The 19,806-nt window shown below is 73.1% G+C and carries 21 protein-coding genes; 9 read left to right on the forward strand and 12 right to left on the reverse strand.

Annotated features, from left to right (window positions below; genetic code table 11):
• Positions 1-23: 23 nt before the first annotated feature.
• Entirely contained in the window at positions 24-422 is a 399-nt protein-coding gene (locus tag ACIQPR_RS20295; RefSeq protein ID WP_403650170.1) for a nuclear transport factor 2 family protein, read from the reverse strand.
• Positions 423-492: 70 nt separating this feature from the next.
• Between ACIQPR_RS20295 and ACIQPR_RS20300 the strand changes: the two genes are divergently transcribed.
• The 3 genes from ACIQPR_RS20300 (at position 493) to cynS (ending at position 2,345) form a co-directional block, all read left to right on the forward strand.
• Complete coding sequence (locus ACIQPR_RS20300) at positions 493-1,056, forward strand: PadR family transcriptional regulator (RefSeq protein ID WP_403650172.1); 564 nt, start codon at positions 493-495, stop codon at positions 1,054-1,056.
• Positions 1,057-1,061: 5 nt separating this feature from the next.
• Positions 1,062-1,787, forward strand: a complete 726-nt coding sequence (locus ACIQPR_RS20305; RefSeq protein ID WP_403650175.1) for a class I SAM-dependent methyltransferase — start codon at positions 1,062-1,064, stop codon at positions 1,785-1,787.
• 111 nt (positions 1,788-1,898) lie between these two features.
• Positions 1,899-2,345: a cyanase gene (gene cynS / locus ACIQPR_RS20310; protein WP_403650178.1), complete on the forward strand. Its 447-nt coding sequence runs from the start codon at positions 1,899-1,901 to the stop codon at positions 2,343-2,345.
• A gap of 54 nt (positions 2,346-2,399) precedes the next feature.
• Here the strand turns inward: cynS and ACIQPR_RS20315 are convergent, their stop codons facing one another.
• Positions 2,400-3,545 (reverse strand): RNA polymerase sigma factor, encoded by a 1,146-nt coding sequence (locus tag ACIQPR_RS20315; protein ID WP_403650181.1) that lies wholly within the window; start codon positions 3,543-3,545, stop codon positions 2,400-2,402.
• The gene (locus tag ACIQPR_RS20320) at positions 3,542-3,961 is read right to left on the reverse strand and encodes a YciI family protein (protein ID WP_403650183.1); all 420 of its coding nucleotides are present in this window, start codon (positions 3,959-3,961) and stop codon (positions 3,542-3,544) included. The genes ACIQPR_RS20315 and ACIQPR_RS20320 overlap by 4 nt, the downstream gene beginning before the upstream one ends.
• A gap of 260 nt (positions 3,962-4,221) precedes the next feature.
• Between ACIQPR_RS20320 and ACIQPR_RS20325 the strand changes: the two genes are divergently transcribed.
• Positions 4,222-5,457 carry a glycosyltransferase gene (locus ACIQPR_RS20325; protein WP_403650185.1) on the forward strand — a complete coding sequence of 412 codons (1,236 nt, stop codon included), beginning with the start codon at positions 4,222-4,224 and terminating at the stop codon, positions 5,455-5,457.
• Between the two features lie 95 nt (positions 5,458-5,552).
• Positions 5,553-7,727 (forward strand): RNA polymerase recycling motor ATPase HelR, encoded by a 2,175-nt coding sequence (gene helR, locus ACIQPR_RS20330; RefSeq protein WP_403650188.1) that lies wholly within the window; start codon positions 5,553-5,555, stop codon positions 7,725-7,727.
• A gap of 18 nt (positions 7,728-7,745) precedes the next feature.
• Here the strand turns inward: helR and ACIQPR_RS20335 are convergent, their stop codons facing one another.
• From ACIQPR_RS20335 to ACIQPR_RS20365, 7 genes are all read right to left on the reverse strand, one after another.
• Positions 7,746-8,486, reverse strand: coding sequence for a GntR family transcriptional regulator (locus ACIQPR_RS20335; protein ID WP_403650190.1), 741 nt, complete (start codon positions 8,484-8,486; stop codon positions 7,746-7,748).
• A gap of 154 nt (positions 8,487-8,640) precedes the next feature.
• On the reverse strand, positions 8,641-9,807 hold the full coding sequence (locus ACIQPR_RS20340; protein ID WP_403650193.1) for a serine hydrolase domain-containing protein: 1,167 nt from the start codon (positions 9,805-9,807) through the stop codon (positions 8,641-8,643).
• A gap of 98 nt (positions 9,808-9,905) precedes the next feature.
• Entirely contained in the window at positions 9,906-10,310 is a 405-nt protein-coding gene (locus ACIQPR_RS20345) for a nuclear transport factor 2 family protein (protein ID WP_403650196.1), read from the reverse strand.
• Between the two features lie 8 nt (positions 10,311-10,318).
• Positions 10,319-11,287 (reverse strand): acetylxylan esterase, encoded by a 969-nt coding sequence (locus ACIQPR_RS20350; RefSeq protein WP_403650199.1) that lies wholly within the window; start codon positions 11,285-11,287, stop codon positions 10,319-10,321.
• A 115-nt stretch (positions 11,288-11,402) separates the two neighbouring features.
• Positions 11,403-12,053: a hypothetical protein gene (locus ACIQPR_RS20355; protein ID WP_403650202.1), complete on the reverse strand. Its 651-nt coding sequence runs from the start codon at positions 12,051-12,053 to the stop codon at positions 11,403-11,405.
• A gap of 71 nt (positions 12,054-12,124) precedes the next feature.
• Positions 12,125-12,880, reverse strand: coding sequence for a ferredoxin reductase (locus tag ACIQPR_RS20360; RefSeq protein WP_403650205.1), 756 nt, complete (start codon positions 12,878-12,880; stop codon positions 12,125-12,127).
• Entirely contained in the window at positions 12,873-13,478 is a 606-nt protein-coding gene (locus ACIQPR_RS20365; protein ID WP_403650208.1) for a sulfite oxidase-like oxidoreductase, read from the reverse strand. Before ACIQPR_RS20365 ends, ACIQPR_RS20360 begins: the two co-directional genes overlap by 8 nt.
• Positions 13,479-13,703: 225 nt before the next feature.
• Between ACIQPR_RS20365 and ACIQPR_RS20370 the strand changes: the two genes are divergently transcribed.
• Together ACIQPR_RS20370 and ACIQPR_RS20375 are read left to right on the forward strand one after the other, a co-directional pair.
• Positions 13,704-14,630 carry an NADP-dependent oxidoreductase gene (locus tag ACIQPR_RS20370; RefSeq protein ID WP_403650211.1) on the forward strand — a complete coding sequence of 309 codons (927 nt, stop codon included), beginning with the start codon at positions 13,704-13,706 and terminating at the stop codon, positions 14,628-14,630.
• Complete coding sequence (locus ACIQPR_RS20375; RefSeq protein WP_403650214.1) at positions 14,627-15,349, forward strand: GNAT family N-acetyltransferase; 723 nt, start codon at positions 14,627-14,629, stop codon at positions 15,347-15,349. Before ACIQPR_RS20370 ends, ACIQPR_RS20375 begins: the two co-directional genes overlap by 4 nt.
• A 16-nt stretch (positions 15,350-15,365) precedes the next feature.
• Here the strand turns inward: ACIQPR_RS20375 and ACIQPR_RS20380 are convergent, their stop codons facing one another.
• Positions 15,366-15,767: a MarR family winged helix-turn-helix transcriptional regulator gene (locus tag ACIQPR_RS20380; RefSeq protein ID WP_403650631.1), complete on the reverse strand. Its 402-nt coding sequence runs from the start codon at positions 15,765-15,767 to the stop codon at positions 15,366-15,368.
• A 286-nt stretch (positions 15,768-16,053) separates the two neighbouring features.
• Between ACIQPR_RS20380 and ACIQPR_RS20385 the strand changes: the two genes are divergently transcribed.
• Positions 16,054-16,857: a putative protein N(5)-glutamine methyltransferase gene (locus tag ACIQPR_RS20385; RefSeq protein ID WP_403650216.1), complete on the forward strand. Its 804-nt coding sequence runs from the start codon at positions 16,054-16,056 to the stop codon at positions 16,855-16,857.
• Here ACIQPR_RS20385 and ACIQPR_RS20390 read toward each other — a convergent pair.
• Positions 16,847-17,575 (reverse strand): hypothetical protein, encoded by a 729-nt coding sequence (locus ACIQPR_RS20390; RefSeq protein ID WP_403650219.1) that lies wholly within the window; start codon positions 17,573-17,575, stop codon positions 16,847-16,849. The genes ACIQPR_RS20385 and ACIQPR_RS20390 overlap by 11 nt on opposite strands.
• Positions 17,576-17,782: 207 nt before the next feature.
• Here ACIQPR_RS20390 and ACIQPR_RS20395 point away from each other — a divergent pair, with 207 nt between their 5' ends.
• Positions 17,783-19,798: an FAD-dependent oxidoreductase gene (locus ACIQPR_RS20395; protein ID WP_403650222.1), complete on the forward strand. Its 2,016-nt coding sequence runs from the start codon at positions 17,783-17,785 to the stop codon at positions 19,796-19,798.
• Positions 19,799-19,806: the final 8 nt, after the last annotated feature.

Consider the following 19,806-nt stretch of genomic DNA (forward strand, 5'->3'; position numbering starts at 1 on the left):
GCGCGGAGGCGCCGGCCGCCGTGTCACGTCTGCCGTGCCTCCGCCTCCTCGGCGATCCGCTCGAACTGGGCCGCCATCGCCGCCTGGAGGGCCTTCGCGCCCGACAGCGGGCGGACCATGACCGTCAGGTCGTCGATCAGGCCCTCCTCGTTGACGTGGATGAAGTCGCAGCCGGTCAGCTCACGGTCACCGACCCGCGCGCGGAACAGCAGCGCGTGGTCGGTGCCGTCCGGGTCGCCGATCTCCCGCTCGTAGCGGAAGTCCTCGAAGACCCGGACGACGGCGTGCAGGATCGACGCGGTGATCGCCTTCCCGGTGTACGGCTTGAACACGACCGGGCTGGTGAAGACCACGTCCTCGGCCAGCAGCGCCTCGGCGGCGGCCATGTCCTGCGCCTCGACCGCCTCACGGAACGCACGCATCGGTTCACCTCGTAGTCAATTAGTTGAGTAGGTGTGGATGAGACTAATCAACCGCTGTTAGCGTGTCCACATGTCCCTCAAGTACGCCGTCCTCGCGGCCCTCCTGGAAGGCGAGGCCTCCGGCTACGAACTGGCCAAGACCTTCGACGTGTCGCTGGCGAACTTCTGGCCCGCGACACCGCAGCAGCTCTACCGCGAACTGGAGCGCCTCGCCCGGGACGGACTGATCGAGGCACGGGTCGTACAGCAGGAACGCAGGCCCAACAAAAGGATGTTCACGCTCACCGAGGCCGGCCGCCGCGACCTCGACACCTTCGCCGCGCAGCCGCCCCGGCGCCCCACCGCCGTCCGCGACGAGTTCCTCATCAAGATCCAGGCCATGGACGGCACCGACCCCGCCGTCATCCGCGAACTGGTCGAGGAGCGCAGGTCGTGGGCGCGCGGCAAGCTGGACCGCTATGAGCGGGTACGGCTCCGGCTCCTCGACGGGCGCACCGAGGACGAGTACCTCAGGGACGACGAGCGCATCGGGCCGTATCTCACCCTGCTGGCCGGGATCACCTTCGAGGAGGAGAACCTGCGCTGGTGCGACCGCGTTCTGGCCGTCCTGAGCCGGCGAGTTCGCCTAGGCTGACCCGGATGTTCAGCCCCGAAGGTCCCACACTGCGCGAACTCGCCGTCCAGGCACTGTCGTCCGTCGAGCACGGCTACGACCTGCTGGCGCCCAAGTTCGACCACACCCCCTTCCGGACACCGGCCCCGGTGCTCGACGCGGTCGCCGCCGCGCTGCGGAGCATCGGGCCCTTCGACGACGGACTCGACCTGTGCTGCGGCACCGGCGCGGGCGCCGAGGCACTGACGACGGTGTGCCGCAGGAGCGTCACCGGCGTCGACTTCAGCGCGGGCATGCTCGCCGTCGCCCGGGAGCGCGTGAAGTGCGAACAGCCGGGCGTCTCCTGGGTGCGCGGCGACGCGCGGGCCCTGCCGTTCCGGGCCGGATTCGACCTGGTGGTCAGCTTCGGCGCGTTCGGCCACTTCCTGCCCCGCGAACTGCCGGGGCTCTTCGGCCAGGTGCGCTCCGTGCTGCGGCCCGGCGGCTGCTTCGCCTTCCCCGTCCTCGCGCCGCCGCGCCCCACCTCGCCCGCCTACTGGGCGCTGTCCGGCTTCGACGCGGCGATGAAGGTCCGCAACGCCGTGTGGCGACCGCCCTTCGTCATGTACTACCGGGACTTCCGACTCGGCTTCGTGCAGCGGGAGTTGCAGCGGATCGGCTTCGACGTGGAGCGCTACGCCCTGCCCGAGTTCGGCCACCGCGACGACGGCAGCCCCCGCGTCCGCATGATCGCGGCACGACGGCTGCCGTAGCGGGTGGTGCGGACGGCGCTCGGTCGTGGGCGACGCCATTGTCGCGGCACGGGTGATCTCCTACGCTGGGCGGCGTGTGGTCAAGCACGCTGTCCGGGAACGGAGTTGTGCATGCTCAGCAAGGGTGAGGCCGCCGAGGCGGTCCGGCAGGCCAAGGTCAAGACCGGTGTCACATGGGCCCAGTTGGCGGAGGCCGTGGGCCGCCCGCTCGCCTGGACCACCGCGGCCCTGCTGGGCCAGCACCCCATGACCAAGGACGAGGCGGCGACCGCCGCCGCCCTCCTCGAACTCGACGAGGACGCCGCCCTCGCCTTCCAACTCCAGCCCACGCGCGGCGCGTTGGACGCGGCCGTGCCCGTCGACCCCACGATCTACCGCCTCTACGAGGTCGTCCAGGTCTACGGCCCCACCATCAAGGAACTCATCCACGAGCAGTGCGGCGACGGCATCATGAGCGCCATCAACTTCCGCCTCGACGTCAGCCGCGTGCCCGACCCGGCGGGAGACCGGGTCGTCATCACGCTCGACGGGAAGTACCTCCCGTACCAGTGGGAGTGACCGCCGGGCGGTACGGCGGCCGGTGCGCGCGGGCGGTCGTCGCGCCGGTTCGGCTCAAGCGGACCTGAGGGTGTTGAGCCGGGCGGCCTGGCGGGTCAGATGGTCGCGCTCCGCGAGGCTGGGCGCCTTGTGGGCCGCCTCCGCGTAGAGCCGCGCCGCCGTCGTCAGGTCGCCGTCGCGCTCGTGGAGGTAGGCCGCCACCGCCGTGTGCCGGGGGAGCGAGTCGTCCAGCGCCGCGAGCGCGGCGAGACCGGCGCGCGGGCCGTCGGCCTCGCCGACCGCCACCGCGCGGTTGAGGCGGACCACCGGACTGTCGGTCAGGCCCACGAGTTCGTCGTACCACTCGACGATCTGCACCCAGTCCGTCTCCTCGGCCCTGGGCGCGTCCGCATGCAGCGCCGCGATGGCGGCCTGCGCCTGGAACTCGCCCAACCGGTCCTGGGTCAGGGCGAGTTGGAGGATCGTGACGCCCTCGGCGATCAGCGTCGTGTCCCAGCGGGCGCGGTCCTGCTCGGCCAGCGGCACCAGGCTGCCGTCCGGCGCGGTGCGGGCCGCGCGGCGGGCGTGGTGCAGCAGCATGAGCGCGAGCAGCCCGGACACCTCGGGGTGGTCGATCACGTCCGCGACCTGCCGGGTGAGCCGGATCGCCTCGGCCGCGAGGTCGACGTCACCGGAGTAGCCCTCGTTGAAGACCAGGTAGAGCACACGCAGCACAGTGGCCACGTCGCCGGGCCGGTCGAACCGCACACCGGACACCGTGCGCTTGGCCCGGCTGATGCGCTGCGCCATGGTCGCCTCGGGCACCAGATAGGCCTGCGCGATCTGCCGGGTGGTGAGCCCGCCGACGGCACGCAGGGTGAGCGCGACCGCCGACGACGGCGTCAACGACGGGTGGGCGCACAGGAAGTACAGCCGGAGCGTGTCGTCCGTCGCGGGCGCGGGCCCGGGAGCCGACTCCTCCTCCACCAGGTCCTCGCGCCTGCGACGGGCGGTGTCCGCGCGCGTCGCGTCGAGGAACCGCCGCCACGCCACCGTCACGAGCCACCCCTTCGGGTCGCGCGGCGGATCGTCCGGCCAGACCCGCACCGCCTCCACGAGGGCGTCCTGTACGGCGTCCTCGGCCGCCGCGAAGTCTGCTCCGCGGCGGACGAGGATCCCGAGCACGCTCGGGGTGAGGCTTCTCAGCAGGACCTCGTTCACTTGAAGGTGCAGTCCGCGGTGGTCGAGTGCGCGCCCAGGAACGGGCGCAGCTCCAGCCACTCGTGGATCGGCTCGCCACCGGCACCGGGCGCGGCCGACAGCTCACCGGCCAGCTCCAGGGCGCGTTCGTAGCTGTCGACGTCGATGATCATCCAGCCGGCGATGACGTCCTTGGTCTCGGCGAACGGGCCGTCGGTGACCGGGGGACGCCCCTCGCCGTCGTAGCGGACGAACGTCCCCTCGGGCGAGAGGGCCTGGCTGTCGACGTACTCGCCGGACTTCTCCAGCCGGGCCGCGAACTCGTTCATGTACCCCACGTGGGCCGTGATCTCCTCGGGCGTCCACTGGTCCATGGGAACGTCGTTCACGGCGGCGGGGGCGCCGCGGTAGTGCTTCAGCAGCAGGTACTTGGCCATGGTCGTTCTCCTCGGTGCCGGTGCGACCCATTGTGGTCGCACTCACCTCGGGGACGGAGCCGGGCGCGGGTTCTCGACATCGCCGGGCGGATTTCTTCGCGCGAGTCTCGCGCGGGCTACGAGGGAGGGCGGAACGGGAGGTGTGCTCACTCCTCTTCCCTTCTTAACGTATAGCGCACCGGGGGGCTTGCGGCAAGGCCCCCGTGGTGCCGCAGAATGTCCGGCCTGAGGGCATGACCTGCGGAAATGGGAGTCGTGGAATGCGTGTGCTGTTGACGACGTGGGGGTCGCGCGGGGATGTCGAACCCGTCGCGGGACTCGCCGCCCGGCTGCGGGAACTCGGTGCGGAGGCGAGCGTCGCCGCGCCGCCGGACGAGGAGTTCGCGGAGCTGCTGGACCGGGCCGGGGTGCCGCTGCTGCCGCTCGGCCCGACGGTGCGCTCGGTGGTGACCGGGGCGCGGCCCCCGTCCGCGGCGACCGCGTTCCAGCTCGCGCCCGAACTGGTCGCCGCCCGCTACGAGACGCTGCTGCCCGCGGCCGAGGGCTGCGACGTGCTGCTGGCGAGCGGTCTGATGCCGACCGGCGCCCGCTCGGTGGCCGAGAAACTGGGCATCCGCTATGTGTTCGCCTGCTTCCACACGGCCGGGCTGCCGTCCTCGAAGCACCGGCCGCCGTCGCGGCCCGGCCACCAGTCCTCGGCGGCGGAGACCGACATCAAGGTGCTGTGGGACGAGGACGCCCAGCGGGTGAACGCCCTGTACCGCGAGGCGGAGAACCGGCACCGGGCGGCGATCGGCCTCCCGCCCGTCGACAACGTCCGCGACCACGCGTTCACCGAGCGGCCCTGGCTGGCCTCGGACCCGGACCTGTTCCCCTGGCAGGACCGGACGGATCTCGACCTCGTGGTGACCGGACCCTGGATCCTGCCCGACGAGCGCCCGCTCCCGGCGGAGCTGGAGGCGTTCCTGACGGCGGGCGAGCCACCCGTGTACGTGGGCTTCGGCAGCATGGCGCTGCGTGACGCGCCCGACATGGCCCGGGACGCCGTCGCGGCGGTGCGGGCCCACGGCCGCCGGGTCCTGCTCGGCCGGGGCTGGGCCCGGCTGGCCGCGACCGACGACCGGGACGACTGCTTCGTGGTCGGCGAGGTCAACCACCAGGCGCTGTTCCGGCGGGTGGCGGCCGTCGTGCACCACGGCGGGGCGGGCACCACCACGTCGGCCACCCTGTCCGGAGTGCCGCAGGTGGTCGTACCGCAGATCGTCGACCAGCCATACTGGGCGGCACGGGTGGCGGAACTGGGCATCGGCGTCGCGCACGACGGTCCGACGCCGACCTACGACTCCCTGTCGGCCGCCCTCACCACCGCCCTGGCCCCCGAGGTCCGGGACCGGGCACGGACGGTGGCCGGCCGCCTCCGCACCGACGGGACGACCGTGGCCGCGCGGCTGCTCCTCGACCCGGCCGGCGGGGAAGGGCCGACCGGCCGCGCGTGAACCGCCCCGACCCCGCACACGAGAACCCGTACACACCGGTCCGGCCCGCCCGCCCCGCGCACGGCCGGCTGCGACCTCAGAACGGAACTGATGCCGTGAACCCCCTGACCACCAGCGCCTTCGACCTTCCCGACCGCCTCCTCGCCAAGGCCGACCCGGCACTGATCGGCGGCGACGAGCGGCACTTCGCGGCCATCGCCGAGTGCCTCGACCAGTCGATCGCGGACCTGACCGAGCAGCTCGACGCCGAGCGCAGGGCGCCCGGGGGCATCGGCCGGGCGGCGATGGACCGGGACACGGAGATCCACCGGCTCACCGCACGGCTGCGGACCCTGCGGCGCTTCGGCCTGGACCTCTGCCTGGGCCACATGGTCGACGCCGACACCGCCGAGCCCGTCTACATCGGGCGGCTCGGCCTCACGGACAGCACGGGCCGACGACTGCTCCTCGACTGGCGCTCACCGGCCGCCGAGCCCTTCTTCGGGGCGACGCACGCCAACCCGATGGGCCTGGCGAGCCGCCGCCGCTACCGCTGGACCCGCGGCCGGATCAGCGACTACTGGGACGAGGTGTTCACGGCGGACGGCTTCGCCGGGCACGCCGCGCTCGACGACCAGTCCGCGTTCATCGCCAGCCTCGGAGGCAACCGCTCGGGCCGGATGCGTGATGTCCTCGGCACGATCCAGGCCGACCAGGACGCGATCATCCGTGCGGGATCACGTGGCGCGCTCGTCGTCGACGGCGGCCCCGGCACCGGCAAGACCGTCGTCGCCCTGCACCGCTCCGCCTACCTCCTCTACTCCGACCCGCGCCTGGGCCACCGCAGGGGCGGTGTCCTGTTCGTCGGGCCGCACCGGCCCTACCTGGACTACGTCGCCGACGTCCTGCCCAGCCTCGGCGAGGAAGGCGTGCAGACCTGCGTCCTGCGGGACCTCGTCGACGAGGGCGCCGCGGCCGGCGTCGAGGCCGACCCGGAGGTCGCCCGGCTCAAGTCCTCCGTGGAGCTGGTGCGGGCGATCGAACCCGCCGTCCGCTTCTACGAGGAGCCGCCCACCAAGGGCATGAACGTCACCACGCACTGGTCCGACATCTGGCTCGGCGCCGAGGACTGGGCCGTCGCCTTCGAGGCGGCCGAACCCGGGACCCCGCACAACGAGGGCCGCGAACAGGTCTGGCAGGAACTGCTCACGATCCTGGTCGAGAAGCACGAGGACACCACGAGCGCCCAGGACGGCGCCGTCACCCCCGCCCTGCTCCGCAGGTCCCTGCGGCAGAACCGCGAACTGCTCACCGCCTTCAACCACGCCTGGCCGCTGCTCGAAGCGGCCGACCTGGTGGGGGACCTGTGGACGGTACCGGCCTATCTGCGCAGGTGCGCCCCCTCGTTGAGCCGCGAGGAGGTCCAGCGCCTGCAACGCGCGGACGCCCGGGCCTGGACGGTCTCCGACCTGCCGCTGCTCGACGCGGCGCGCCAGCGGCTCGGCGACCCGGAGGCGGCGCGCCGCAAGCGCCGGCAGGAAGCCGCAGTCGCCGCCGAACACGCCCGCAGGACCGACGTCATCGACAGCCTGCTGCAGAACGTCGAGATCGACGAGAGCGAGGGCGCGATGGGCATGCTGCACGGACAGGACCTGCGCGACGCCCTGATCGACGAGGCCGCCCGGCCCGGCGTCGAACCCGACCTGCTCGCCGGGCCGTTCGCGCACATCGTCGTGGACGAGGCGCAGGAACTCACCGACGCGGAATGGCAGATGCTGCTGCTGCGCTGCCCCTCCCGCAGCTTCACCGTCGTCGGTGACCGCGCGCAGGCTCGGCACGGCTTCACCGAGTCGTGGCGCGAACGGCTGAAGCGGATCGGCCTCGACCGGATCGACCTCGCCTCCCTGACCATCAACTACCGCACCCCGGAAGAGATCATGACGGAGGCCGAGCCGGTCATCCGCGCCGCGCTCCCGGACGCCAACGTGCCGACCTCGATCCGCAGCAGCGGCATCCCGGTCGTGCACGGCCCCGCCTCGGACCTGGAGACGGTCCTCGACACCTGGCTCGCCGCACACCCCGAGGGGATCGCCTGTGTCATCGGCGACCCGGCGTTCCGGGCGACGCCTCGTGTGCGGTCGCTGACTCCCGAGCTGTCGAAGGGACTTGAGTTCGACCTGGTCGTGCTCGTCGACCCGGAGAGGTTCGGCGAGGGCGTCGAGGGAGCGGTCGACCACTATGTGGCGATGACCCGGGCGACACAGCGGCTCGTCGTCCTCACGAGCGCGTGACGCCGTCCGGCCCGGGGCTCAGCCCGCCGAGGGCACCGTGAACTCGTAGATCAGGGCGTTCTGTTGGGCCGCCACGACCAGGTCGGTGATCTCCAGCGGGCGCGCGTACTGGTCGTGCACGCGGCGGGTCACCCGCACCGAGGGCGTGTGCGCGGCCCGGGTGATGGCGTCCCGGTGGTGCAGGGTCAGCCCGGCCCGGCGCATCCAGTCGTAGGCGCGCCGGAGCTGGGCCGAGCCGGAGTCTCCGGCGCGGTCGCGGTAGCTGGCCAGTTCCGCCACCTCGGTCAGGGCCACCGCCGAGAAGGAGGTGACGGCCGTACGCAGGCCGCTGCCGTCCGCCGCGGCCGACGCGTACCGGTGTACCAGCGTCGGCCGGTCCGGGGCGATGCCCAGGGCCTCGGCGTGCTCGGGCGGTGGCGTCTCCCAGGCCACGGAGGTGCGGTCGAAGCCGGTCGGGTCGGTGCTCCGGGCGCCGACCGGGAAGGTGAGGGAGGACGGGGTCTCGACCGGCAGACCGGACAGCGTGGCGTGGCTGCCGCGCCGGTCGGTGGCGACCAGGCCGTCCCGGCGCAGCACCTCCAGCGCCTGTCGTACGGTCTCCCGGCTGACCTGGAAGCGTTCGGCCAACCGCCGCTCGGAGGGCAGGCGTTCGCCCGGCGGGACGGTGCCGTCGTGGAGTTCGTCGAGCAGCCGGGCGGCGACCTTGCCGTAGAGGGGCTGGTGGTCTGCGGTCGGGTGGCGGGGGGTGGTGCGGGCCATGCCGCGCCTCCTGTGGGTGGCAGGACTGAGGGCGGAACCGGTGACGAGACGGAGCCGTGCGGGCTCGTCGCGCGACCAGATCTAGCATTGGTCTAAACCACCAGGGAAGGGCGGCAGGGCGATCAGGCTGAAACCGGCCCGCGCCGATCGGCCCTCACAGCGCGCCGTACAGGGCGTCGATGAGGGCCAACTTCCTTGGGTCGTTGGCGATATGAGGCCCCATCCGGTTCATCGTGTAGCCCAGCGACACACCGGCGTCCGGGTCGGCGAGACCGCAGGAGCCGCCGAAGCCGTCGTGTCCGAAAGCCCTCGGGTCGGGTCCGTAGGAGCCGTTCGGGCCGCTGAGCCACAGGCCGAGCCCGACCTCCGTCTCGTGCTCGAAGCCCGCGCCCAGCACCAGGTCGCGGCAGCTGCCCTGGCCCTCGCGCACCCGCTCGGCGGCCTCGGGGGAGAGGATCCGGTGGCCGCCGTAGGAGCCGCGCCCGGCGAACACTCCGTAGAGCGCGGCGACGGCGCGGGCCGTGCCGTGGCCGTTGGCCGCCGGGATCTGGGCGGCGCGCCACTCCGGGCTGTTGGCATCGGCCGCGCCGGTGATCGGGTTGGTCAGGGCGGCGAGCGCGACCGGTGCCAACTGGCTGAAGATCGCGGCCTGTTCACTGCTCGACGCGGCGGGTGGATGCACCAGCTCGGCCGCCCGGCCCGCCTCCTTCTCCGGCAGCCCGATGGTGAAGTCGATCCCCAGCGGGCCGGTGACCTCCCGCTCCAGGAAGGCCCCCGGCAGCAACCCCGAGACCCGGCGCACCACTTCGCCGACGAGGAAGCCGTAGGTGAGCGCGTGGTACCCGGACTGAGTGCCCGGTTCCCACCAGGGCTCCGTCGCGGCGAGCCGGCCGGTCGTCAGCTCCCAGTCGTAGAGCTGCGCGAGGGAGTGCGGCTCGCGCAGTCCGGCCAGGCCCGCGCGGTGCGACAGCAGGTGCCGTACGAGGATGTTCTCCTTGCCGGCGGCGGCGAACTCCGGCCAGTACGTGGCCACCGGGGCGTCGAGGTCGAGCAGGCCCCGGTCGACGAGGATGTGCGCGCACAGGGCCACCGGGCCCTTGGTGGTGGACCACACGTTGACCACCGTGTCCCGCTCCCAGGGGCGGGTCCGGGCCGCGTCGGCCCAGCCGCCCCACAGGTCGACCACGGTCTCGCCGTCCACCGTGACGGTCACGGCGGCGCCGAGTTCGTCCCGGTCCCGGAAGTTCTCCTCGAACGCCGTGCGCACCGCCGCGAACCGGGGGTCGCAGTGGCCGTCGATGGCTGGCTGGTGCTCGGACATGGTGCCTCCGTGGTCCGCCGTGGGCCCGGACCGCGCCGCTGCGGTCCGGACCCCCTGAACATACCGACTGGTCGGACTGGGTGGAAGGTGTCGGACGCTCAGTCGAGGAACAGCGTGCCCGAGGGCTCCCGGTGACCGGCTTCGGTGTGCCAGTAGTCGCGGGTCTCCACGGCCGCCCCGGACGCGTCGAAACGCACGAAGACGCACCCGGCGAGCGTCGACGGCTCGCCGTCCTCCTCGGCCAGCACCCTGAACTCGGCCACGGCGACCCGGCCTCGGCCCACCACGGGCTCCGAGAACCGCACGTCGCCGACCCGCTCCGCCGCGAACGACCAGCGCAGATACGCGGCCAACTCGGCCCGCCCCCGGTGCGGTTCGCGGAACGGCATCGAACGGTGGACGCAGTCCTCGGCGTACAGCTCCAGCAGCGCGTCCACGTCGTGCGCGGCCCACGCGCGGGCCCAGACCCGCACGAACCGCTCGGCGGCCTCACCGGTGTTCATCGCGCGCCTCAGACGTAGGACCGCAGCCAGTCCACCTTGACCGCCTCCTGGTAAGGGCCGCCGCCCTCATGGTCGTTGAAGTCGTAGACCTCGATCCTCTTGTTCTCGTGCGCCCAGGCGTTGAACGCGGCGAACACCGTGGAGGGCGGGCACGTCTGGTCCTCCAGGCCCGTCGAGAAGAGCGCGGGGGCGCGGCCACGGGCGGCGAAGTGGACGCCGTCGAAGTACGAGAGCGTGCGCAGCACGTCCTCGGTGCGGCCACGATGGGTCTTCAGGTAGTGGCCGATCTCCCGGTACGGGTCGCGGTCCGTGAGGGTCGCGGCGCGCGGGTAGTCGCACAGGAACGGCACGTCCGGCGCGATCCCGGCGAGGTCGCCGACCAGTCCGCCCACGGCGAGCGTGATCCCGCCGCCCTGGCTCGCGCCGAGCGCCACCGTGCGCGCGGGGTCGGCCAGCGGATGCGAACGCGCCGCCTCGACCGCCCGCACACCGTCCGTGAACACCCGGCGGTAGTAGTAGTTCTCCGGCGCGTCGATGCCCCGGGTCATGAAGCCGGGGTACGACGGCGCGCCGCCCACCGGGTCCGGGGTGCCACCGCCGCCGCCCCACGCGCTGCCCTGGCCGCGCGTGTCCATGATGAAGTGGGCGCGGCCGGTCGAGGCCCACAGCAGGTTCTCGTGCGGGAGCCCCCGTCCGCCGCCGTAGCCGACGAACTCCACGACCAGCGGCAGGGGCCGGTCCGCGGCGGCCGGCAGCCGCAGCCAGCCCTTCACCGGGTGACCGCCGAACCCGGCGAACGTCACGTCGTACACCCGCACCGTGGACAGCCCCGCGTCGACCTCCTCGAAACGGGCGTCGAGATCGTGCTCGCGGGCCTCCTGGAGGGTCTTGGACCAGAAGGCATCGAAGTCCTCGGGCGCGGCGGACGCACTGCGGTACTCACGGAGTTCGTCGAGCGGAAGGTCGAACAGAGCCATCGATGACCGCCTTTGTGAAGGGTGAGCACGGATGATCACACCGTACGTGCGACATCGGAGGACTCGCCAGGCCCGACAACTCCTCGCGGATGGCGGCGCCCCGGCCGCTCCCGTCTCACGCCCGTCCGCGGGTCCACCGCGGTTCGGTGAGTGCCCAGTCCCGTTCCCACTCGGCCAGCCGGTGGCGCAGTGAGATCCGGCGCACGAGTGCGGACGCGAGGAGGACCAGGGCCGCCGTACCGCCCGTGGTCCAGGCACCGACCGTCAACGTGTGCTGCCAGACGGCCACTTCGCCCGGAGGCGGTGCCACGGCGCGGCCCTTCGCGTCGAGCCACACGTCCACCGTGTCACCGCGCGCCGTTCCCTCCGGGACCGCGACCGTGCCCGTACGCGGCCCCTCGCCCGGCTGCGTCCAGCGCACCGCGACCAGGAAGTCCTGCGGGCGGCTGCCCTCCACGGAGGGGAGTCCGGCGGGCGGGGAGCCGATCACCTCGGCGCGGACCCGGTGCCGGTCGGCGCGCGCGGTCGCGGCGACGGACCGGGCCTCGTCGTGGGCCCACAGCCCCGCGGCGGCCCCGGCCAGCGGCGCGCACACGAACAGGAGGACGGCGACGGCGACCGCCGTCCACATCTCCACGACGTCCGACCGGCGCCGCAGCGGATTGCGCCGCCGGCGAAGACTCCGGACCCGGTTCCGCACGTCGACCTCCTCGCCGTCACCGGAGCCGAGGAGCGCGGGGAACACCGCCGCCTCGACACCGCGCACGGATGCGAGCGTCCACACAGAAGTCGTACCCCCTCCGGGGCACTTCCCTCAACCGGAGGCCGGGGCCCGCCTCAGCCGAAGCGCTCGATGCGGATGCGGTCCACCGGCTGGCCCGCCTCGACCAGCAGCCGCGAGGCATGCTCGGCGAAGCCGTTCGAGCCGCACACATAGGCCTCCCAGCCGCCGGCCGGCCGCTCGGCCAGCAGCGGCGCCACATGAGCCGCGGCCAGCCGCCCCACCGGCAGCCCCGCCGGCGCGCTGCGCGTGAAGACGGTCGTGGTCTCGGCGCCGTACTCCCGCGCGTAGATCAACTCCTGCGGGCCGCGCGCCGACACCACCAGCCGCAGCGGCACCGACAGCCGTCGCGCCCGGTGCTGCCGGAGCATCGACATCAGCGGTACGACCCCGGAACCGGCGCCCAGCAGCAGCGCGGGCCGGTCGCCGGGCCAGGCGAAGAAGCCGCTCAGCGGGCCGCGCACCTCGACCTCGTCGCCGGGCCGGGCCACCGTGTGGAACCAGCCGGAGACCTCGCCGCCCGCGACGTGGTCGAGGGTCAGTTCCACATGACCGGTGTCGTCCGGGTGGGAGGCGATCGAGTAGTGGCGCTGCGCCACATAGCCGTCCTCGGCGCGCAGCCGCAGCATCAGGTGCTGGCCCGCCAGATGGCCCGTCCAGCCGGGCACCGCGAACCGGAACGTCGAGGCGTCCGGGGTCTCCCGGCGGATCTCGGTGAGCGTGGCGGTCTGCCACACGGCGGCGGCGCGGTTGCTCACCGCGATGCGTCCGGGCACCGCGAACCTGGTACTGGGGGCGAAGGTGTCAGTCACCGGAGTACCGCTGTTCCTCCCAGGGGTTGCCCCGGGCGTGATAGCCGTTCTGCTCCCAGAAGCCCGGCTCGTCGTGGTCCAGGAGACGAAGGCCCGCGATCCACTTGGCGCTCTTCCAGAAGTACAGGTGCGGCACCAGCAGCCGGGCGGGCCCGCCGTGCTCGGCGGGCAGCGGCCGGCCGTCGTACTCCCAGGCGATCCAGGCCCGGCCGCCGGTGACGTCGGAGAGCGGCAGGTTCGTGGTGTACCCGGTGTGCGCGTAGGCGACCACATGGGTGGCGGACGCGTGGGGGCGTACCGCGTCGAGGAACGCGTCCAGCGAGACGCCTCCGAACCGCACGCCGAACTTCGACCAGCTTGTCACGCAGTGGATGTCACCCTCGTAGGCCGACGCGGGCAGTTCGTGGGCCTGCGTCCAGTTCCAGGTGCGGGGCTCGGCCACCAGTCCGTCGACGCGGAAGGTCCAGTCCGCCGGTGCCAGGTCGGGGGTGACCTCGGCGGACAGGACCGGCCAGTCGTCGCCCGCGTCGTACTGGCCGGGCGGCAGACCGGCGTCGGGGACGCGGGGGCGTCCGGTGAAACCTCGGGTGACGTGCATACGGGTGGAGCCTCCAGGTCGCTGCGGCGCGGGTCCGCCGGGCGAGCGTGATCAGCGGTTCTCACTTCAACGGTACGCGTTCACCGGGTATGCCCAGGTCCGAGGGGTAGCGCCGATCATTGCGGCCGTATGAACTCTCCGGGCCGCGGGGAATAGCCGTCCGGTGATCGGCCTTGGTCCTGAGTGCCGGTGAAGTGGCGACTGCGAAGGAGAGTGAGGGAGCCGATGCCGAAGGCATACGTCTTCACGCGATACGGGGGACCCGAGACGGAGGCGCTCGTCGAGGCGGACCGGCCCGGTCCCGGTCCCGGTGAAGTCCTCGTCGCGGTACGCGCCGCCGGGGTCAACCCGGTCGACTGGAAGCAGCGCACCGGCTACCGGCGGCCCGGCGAGAGCGACACGCGCACCTTCCCCGCGGTCTTCGGCAACGAGGTCTCCGGCGTCGTCGAGGAGATCGGCGCGGGCGTGGACGGAATCGCCGTCGGCGACGCGGTCTTCGGCAACACGGTGGCCGGCGGCTACGCCGAGTACGCCCTGCTGCCCGTGACGGTCACCGCCCACAAGCCGGCCGGACTCTCCTTCCCGGACGCCGCCGCCCTGCCCGTCGCCGCCGCGACCGCCTACGACGGCGTCCGCCAGCTCGACCTGCCCGCCGGCGCGACCCTGCTGGTCACCGGCGCGGGCGGCGGCGTCGGCTCCGCGGCCGTGCAGATCGCCCGCGCCCTCGGACTGCGCGCCGTGGGCGTGGCGAGCGAGGGCAAGAAGGACTTCGTGGAGTCGCTGGGCGCGCTCCACGTCCCCTCCGGCCCCGACCTGGCCGCCCGGGTGCGCGCGGCCGTGCCGGACGGTGTCGACGGCGTCTACGACCTCATCGGCGGCGACGTGCTCGCCGAGGCGGCGACCCTGCTCGACGACCCCGCGAAGCTGATCACCGCCGGGGCGCCCGCCCCCGAGGTCGAGAAGCTCGGCGGCGCCCGCGTCGAACGCGCCCGCAACAGCGCGGTGCTCGACGAGGTCGCACGGCTCGTGGTGAGCGGCCGGCTGGACCCGCACGTCACCCGGACCTTCCCGCTCGAACAGGCCGGCGAGGCCCTGCGCACCGTCGAGGACGGTCACGCGCGCGGCAAGATCGTGATCGAGGTCACCGCATGAGCACGTCCGACGAACGCGTCCTGGACAACCCGGCCCGCGCCTCCCTCACCGGCCCGCACGCCCGCTTCGCCGAGCGGCGCGGCCGGATCCTGCGCTACCCGGCCGACGTGTCCCCGTGGCTGGCCCTGCCCGGCGAGCCCGACGCCGACGACTGGGCGGACGTCGCCGCGTTCTCCGGTCCCGGCGCCGAGATCGCGCTCTTCGGCTGCCGGGAGCAGGTCCCGGACGACTGGGAGATCACCTTCGACATCGACGGCGTCCAGATGGTGGACGACGGGCTGGCCGCGGCGCCGGATCCGGAGGCGGTCCTCCTCGGCCCGGCCGACGTGCCCGAGATGCTGGACCTGGTGGAGCGGACCAGGCCGGGCCCCTTCCTGCCCCGGACCGTCGAACTCGGCACCTACCTGGGCATCCGCCGGGACGGCGCCCTCGTCGCCATGGCCGGCGAGCGGCTGCACCCGCCCGGCTGGACCGAGATCAGCGCCGTCTGCACCGACCCGTCCGTCCGCGGCCAGGGCCTCGCCAGCCGGCTGGTCCTCGCCGTCGCCCACGGCATCCGCGAACGCGGCGAGACCCCGTTCCTGCACACCGGCGCGGGCAACACCAGCGCGATACGGCTCTACGAGACGCTGGGCTTCCGGCTCCGCCGGACCACCGAGTTCCTCGCGGCGCGGGCGCCGGAGCATCTGACCGAGGGCCGTGCGGTCGGAGTGTCGTAGCGCGGGGCCGAACCCCTCACCCCTGCTCGGCGGGGTGCCGCGGCCACGCGTTGTAGCGCTCCAGATAGCCGGCGAAGCGCCGCAGATCCTCCTCCGGCCAGTCCGCCAGCCGCTCGCGGAAGGCGGCCTGGCGGTTCTCGGTGACCTGGGCGAGGATCCGGCGGCCGGCGTCCGTCAGATGGAGGACCTGGACACGCTGGTCCTCGGGAGCGGGACGCCGTTCGACGAGGCCGGCGCGCTCCAGGGCGGACACCTGGCGGCTGACCGTGGACTTGTCGAGCGCGTAGTGCGCGGCCAGATCGGTGGCCCGGCGGCCGTCGCGCTCCTCCAGGTGACTGAGCAGGGTGTACGACACCAGGGACAGCTCGGGGTGCAGCCGGCCCGCCGAGGCCCGGGCGCGCCGCGCGAAGGTGGTCATCTCGCGCTGGATGGTCTCCACGGCCCGGTCCGCTCGCACGCTGTGTCCCCTTCGACGTCCTGGTTGCACAGTACAACTCGGCCGGGAACCCGGCTCCCCGCGGGCGTGGCCCTTCGGGTACTGTTGCCCTCCGTCGCGGACGTCCCGCGGCCCAGAACTCGTGGGAGGTGAGACCCATTTCCGCTGTGTCGTGCCGGGTGCTCTCACCTCTGGACAGCTCGGATCACCGGTAGCGGGTGACCGCGAGAGCGCCCTTCGGCCCCCTTCCGAAAGGCTCTCGGCTTCCATGCCCTCTCTTTCCCCTGTTCCCCCCGCCTCCGTCGTCGCCGCGCTCCGCGCCGCGGGCTGCGTCTTCGCCGAGGACGAGGCGCGGCTGATCCTCGCCGCCGCCCGCACCTCGGACGAGGCCGCCGCGATGGTGGACCGCCGCGTCGCGGGACTGCCCCTCGAACTCGTCGTAGGCCACGCCGAGTTCGGAGGTCTGCGCATCGCCGTGGAACCCGGTGTGTTCGTGCCCCGGCGCCGTACCGAGTTCCTCGTCGAACAGGCCCTCGCCCAGGCGCCGGACGCGGCCGTCGTCGTGGACCTGTGCTGCGGTTCCGGCGCGGTCGGCGCGGCGCTGGCGGCGGCCCTCGGCCGCGTCGAACTGCACGCGGCCGACATCGACCCCGCCGCCACGCGCTGCGCCCGCCGCAATGTCGCCGCCTTCGGCGGACACGTCCACACGGGCGACCTGTTCGCCGCCCTGCCCGACGCGCTGCGCGGACGCGTCGACATCCTGACGGCCAACGTGCCCTACGTCCCCAGCGCCGAGGTCGGCCTCCTGCCGGCCGAGGCCCGTGAACACGAGCCGCTGGTCGCCCTCGACGGCGGCACGGACGGCCTCGACATCCTCCGCGCGGTCGCCACCGCCGCCCCCGGCTGGCTCGCCCCCGGCGGCTGCCTGCTCGTCGAGACCAGCGAGCGCCAACTCCCGTCAGCGGTCGAGGCGTTCAGGGGCGCGGGGCTTGAGACGCGGTCGGCGTACTCCGAGGAGATGTACGCGACTGTCGTGATCGGTGTCGGATCGGGGGGCGTGGTCAGGTCGTAGCGCCGCTGCCGGACGGGCTGGGCAGAGCGCTCGGGCCGCCGCGCCCCCAGGGGCCGTGGCCGCCGCCGAACCTGCCCGGTCCGCCCTGGCCCTTGCGGTCGAGGGTGCCCGTGAACGCGCGGTCGGCGGTGCGCTTGCCGCTGTCGGAGCGGGTGCCGATCAGGGAGGCGGTGTCACCTTTCTTGAGGGCGGCGGAGTTCTGGGCCGTCGCGCCGGACCCCACCGTCCAGGTCCACGAGGTTCCGTCGTCGCTCTTGACGGTGACCTGGTCGCCGTCGACCTTCGTGACCGTTCCGCGCTGCCAGATCCGTACGACCCACTTGCCGGTGGAGTCGTCCTTGACCGTCGCCTCGCCGTGCACGGCCTTGCCGCCGACGCCGAAGCCGAACCACATGCCGCCCCCGTGCCGGAAGCCGGGCCCGCCGGGCGACGGCGAACCGGACGGGGCGGCGGACCCGGCCGCGGCGGGCATCGCGGCGCTGCCCGAACCTCCCGAGGTCGCCGCGTAGGCGACGCTGCCGCCCAGCGCGAGCACACCCACGGTGACCGCCGCGATCACCGCCCGGGACCGCTTCGAGCGCTGCCGCCACAGCCGGCCGAGACCGTGCTCCCGCTCGGCCCCGCCGGGCCCGGTGAGCACCTCCCACTCGGGCGCGTGGTCCGGCATCGGCGGTATCGCCCCGGAACGGTGGTCGTCGTGCTCAGGGTCGTGCGTCACGGCTCGCTCCCTCGGCCCGGGCGCCCGGCATCCCGCGGCACGCCTCCCTGTGATTCTCGACTCCCCCCGATAAGGAACGGGTAACGGATCCCTGTGAATCGCCCGGTGGATCCGGTGACCGGCTCGCCCACGCCTTTGTGCAACTAGTTGCACAAGCGGCTGTCCGTCCTCTACAAAAGACGCACCACACCGCGCACGGAGGGCCCGATGAGCCGTTACCCGCACCTGCTGAAACCCCTCGACCTGGGCTTCACCACACTGCCCAACCGGGTCCTCATGGGCTCCATGCACATCGGCCTGGAAGAGGCCGAGCGCGGTTTCGAGCGCATGGCGGAGTTCTACGCGGCCCGCGCGCGGGGCGGTGTCGGCCTGATCGTCACCGGAGGCATCGCGCCCAACGAGGCCGGACGGCCCTACGAGGGCGGCGCCAAGCTGACCACCGACGCCGAGGCCGAACAGCACGCCGGGATCACCGCCGCCGTACACCGCGAGGGCGGGCGGATCGCGCTGCAGATCCTGCACTTCGGGCGGTACGCCTACCACCAGGACCTCGTCGCACCGAGCGCCCTCCAGGCGCCGATCAGCCCCTTCCGGCCCCGCGCGCTGACCGACGACGAGGTCGAGCAGACCATCGAGGACTACGTCCGCACCGCCCGCCTCGCCCGCCGGGCCGGCTACGACGGCGTCGAGATCATGGGCTCCGAGGGCTACCTCATCAACGAGTTCATCGCCGCCCCGACCAACCACCGCACCGACCGCTGGGGCGGCTCCTACGAGAACCGGACGCGCTTCCCCGTCGAGATCGTGCGCCGGGTGCGCGAGGCGGTCGGCGAGGACTTCGTCATCGTCTACCGGCTGTCGATGCTCGACCTCGTCCCCGGCGGCTCCACGCTCGACGAAGTCGTCGGCCTCGCCAAGGCGGTCGAGGCGGCCGGGGCGACCATCATCAACACCGGCATCGGCTGGCACGAGGCCCGCATCCCGACCATCGCGACCTCGGTACCGCGCGGCGCCTACACCTGGGTGACCAAGAAGCTGATGGGCGCGGTGTCCGTCCCGCTCGTCACCACCAACCGCATCAACACCCCCGAACTCGCCGAGCAGTTGCTCGCCGACGGGTACGCCGACATGGTGTCGATGGCCCGCCCGATGCTTGCCGACCCGGACTTCGTCGCCAAGGCCGCGGCAGGCCGCTCCGACGCCATCAACACCTGCATCGGCTGCAACCAGGCCTGCCTCGACCACACCTTCAGCGGGAAGATCACCTCCTGCCTGGTCAACCCGCGCGCCTGCCACGAGACCGAACTCGTCCTCTCCGCGACCCGGTTGAGCAAACGCGTCGCCGTCGTCGGCGCGGGCCCGGCCGGACTCGCGAGCGCGGTCACCGCCGCCGAACGCGGCCACCGCGTGACGCTGTACGACGCCGCGAGCGAGATCGGCGGACAGCTCAACGTCGCCCGACAGGTCCCGGGCAAGCAGGAGTTCGACGAGACGCTGCGCTACTTCCGCACCCGGCTGGCCGAGCACGGCGTGGACGTACGGCTCAACACCCCCGTGACCGCTGGGGACTTGGCGGACTACGACGAGATCGTCGTCGCCACCGGAGTCACCCCGCGCACCCCCGACATCCCCGGCGTCGACCACCCCAGCGTCGTCGGCTACCTCGACGTCCTGCGCGACCGCGTCCCGGTCGGCGAGCGCGTCGCGATCCTCGGCGCGGGTGGCATCGGCTTCGACGTCGCCGAGTTCCTCACGGACGGCGCCGACAAGGCCGCCGAGGACCCGGAGACGTACTTCCGCGCCTGGGGCGTCGACATGGACTACGCGGCCCCCGGCGGCCTCACCGCCCCCGAGCGCCCCGCCCCGCCGCGCACCGTCCACCTCCTCCAGCGCAAGGAGACCAAGGTCGGCGCCGGACTCGGCAAGACCACCGGCTGGATCCACCGCGCCGAACTCAAGCACCGGGGCGTCACCATGGTCCCGGGCGTCCGCTACGACCTGATCGACGACGCCGGGCTCCACGTCACCGTGGGCGGCGAGAGCACGGTCCTCCCCGTCGACACGATCGTGCTGTGCACCGGCCAGGAGCCGCGCCGCGACCTCTACGACCAACTGGCCGCCGCCGGACGCAGCGTGCACCTGATCGGCGGCGCCGACGTGGCCGCCGAACTCGACGCCAAGCGGGCCATCAAGCAGGGCACCGAGGTCGCCGCCGCCCTGTGAGGGCCGTC

The organism is Streptomyces sp. NPDC091280, from assembly GCF_044768565.1.
In the GTDB taxonomy this organism is placed as follows: domain Bacteria; phylum Actinomycetota; class Actinomycetes; order Streptomycetales; family Streptomycetaceae; genus Streptomyces.

Bases quoted from the DNA above. Each gene is read 5' to 3' on its own strand.
- ACIQPR_RS20295 (WP_403650170.1), bottom strand. From the start codon at position 422: ATGCGTGCGTTCCGTGAGGCGGTCGAGGCGCAGGACATGGCCGCCGCC.
- ACIQPR_RS20300 (WP_403650172.1), top strand. From the start codon at position 493: ATGTCCCTCAAGTACGCCGTCCTCGCGGCCCTCCTGGAAGGCGAGGCC.
- ACIQPR_RS20305 (WP_403650175.1), top strand. From the start codon at position 1,062: ATGTTCAGCCCCGAAGGTCCCACACTGCGCGAACTCGCCGTCCAGGCA.
- cynS (WP_403650178.1), top strand. From the start codon at position 1,899: ATGCTCAGCAAGGGTGAGGCCGCCGAGGCGGTCCGGCAGGCCAAGGTC.
- ACIQPR_RS20320 (WP_403650183.1), bottom strand. From the start codon at position 3,961: ATGGCCAAGTACCTGCTGCTGAAGCACTACCGCGGCGCCCCCGCCGCC.
- ACIQPR_RS20325 (WP_403650185.1), top strand. From the start codon at position 4,222: ATGCGTGTGCTGTTGACGACGTGGGGGTCGCGCGGGGATGTCGAACCC.
- ACIQPR_RS20335 (WP_403650190.1), bottom strand. From the start codon at position 8,486: ATGGCCCGCACCACCCCCCGCCACCCGACCGCAGACCACCAGCCCCTC.
- ACIQPR_RS20340 (WP_403650193.1), bottom strand. From the start codon at position 9,807: ATGTCCGAGCACCAGCCAGCCATCGACGGCCACTGCGACCCCCGGTTC.
- ACIQPR_RS20345 (WP_403650196.1), bottom strand. From the start codon at position 10,310: ATGAACACCGGTGAGGCCGCCGAGCGGTTCGTGCGGGTCTGGGCCCGC.
- ACIQPR_RS20350 (WP_403650199.1), bottom strand. From the start codon at position 11,287: ATGGCTCTGTTCGACCTTCCGCTCGACGAACTCCGTGAGTACCGCAGT.
- ACIQPR_RS20365 (WP_403650208.1), bottom strand. From the start codon at position 13,478: ATGCACGTCACCCGAGGTTTCACCGGACGCCCCCGCGTCCCCGACGCC.
- ACIQPR_RS20370 (WP_403650211.1), top strand. From the start codon at position 13,704: ATGCCGAAGGCATACGTCTTCACGCGATACGGGGGACCCGAGACGGAG.
- ACIQPR_RS20375 (WP_403650214.1), top strand. From the start codon at position 14,627: ATGAGCACGTCCGACGAACGCGTCCTGGACAACCCGGCCCGCGCCTCC.
- ACIQPR_RS20380 (WP_403650631.1), bottom strand. From the start codon at position 15,767: ATGACCACCTTCGCGCGGCGCGCCCGGGCCTCGGCGGGCCGGCTGCAC.
- ACIQPR_RS20385 (WP_403650216.1), top strand. From the start codon at position 16,054: ATGCCCTCTCTTTCCCCTGTTCCCCCCGCCTCCGTCGTCGCCGCGCTC.
- ACIQPR_RS20395 (WP_403650222.1), top strand. From the start codon at position 17,783: ATGAGCCGTTACCCGCACCTGCTGAAACCCCTCGACCTGGGCTTCACC.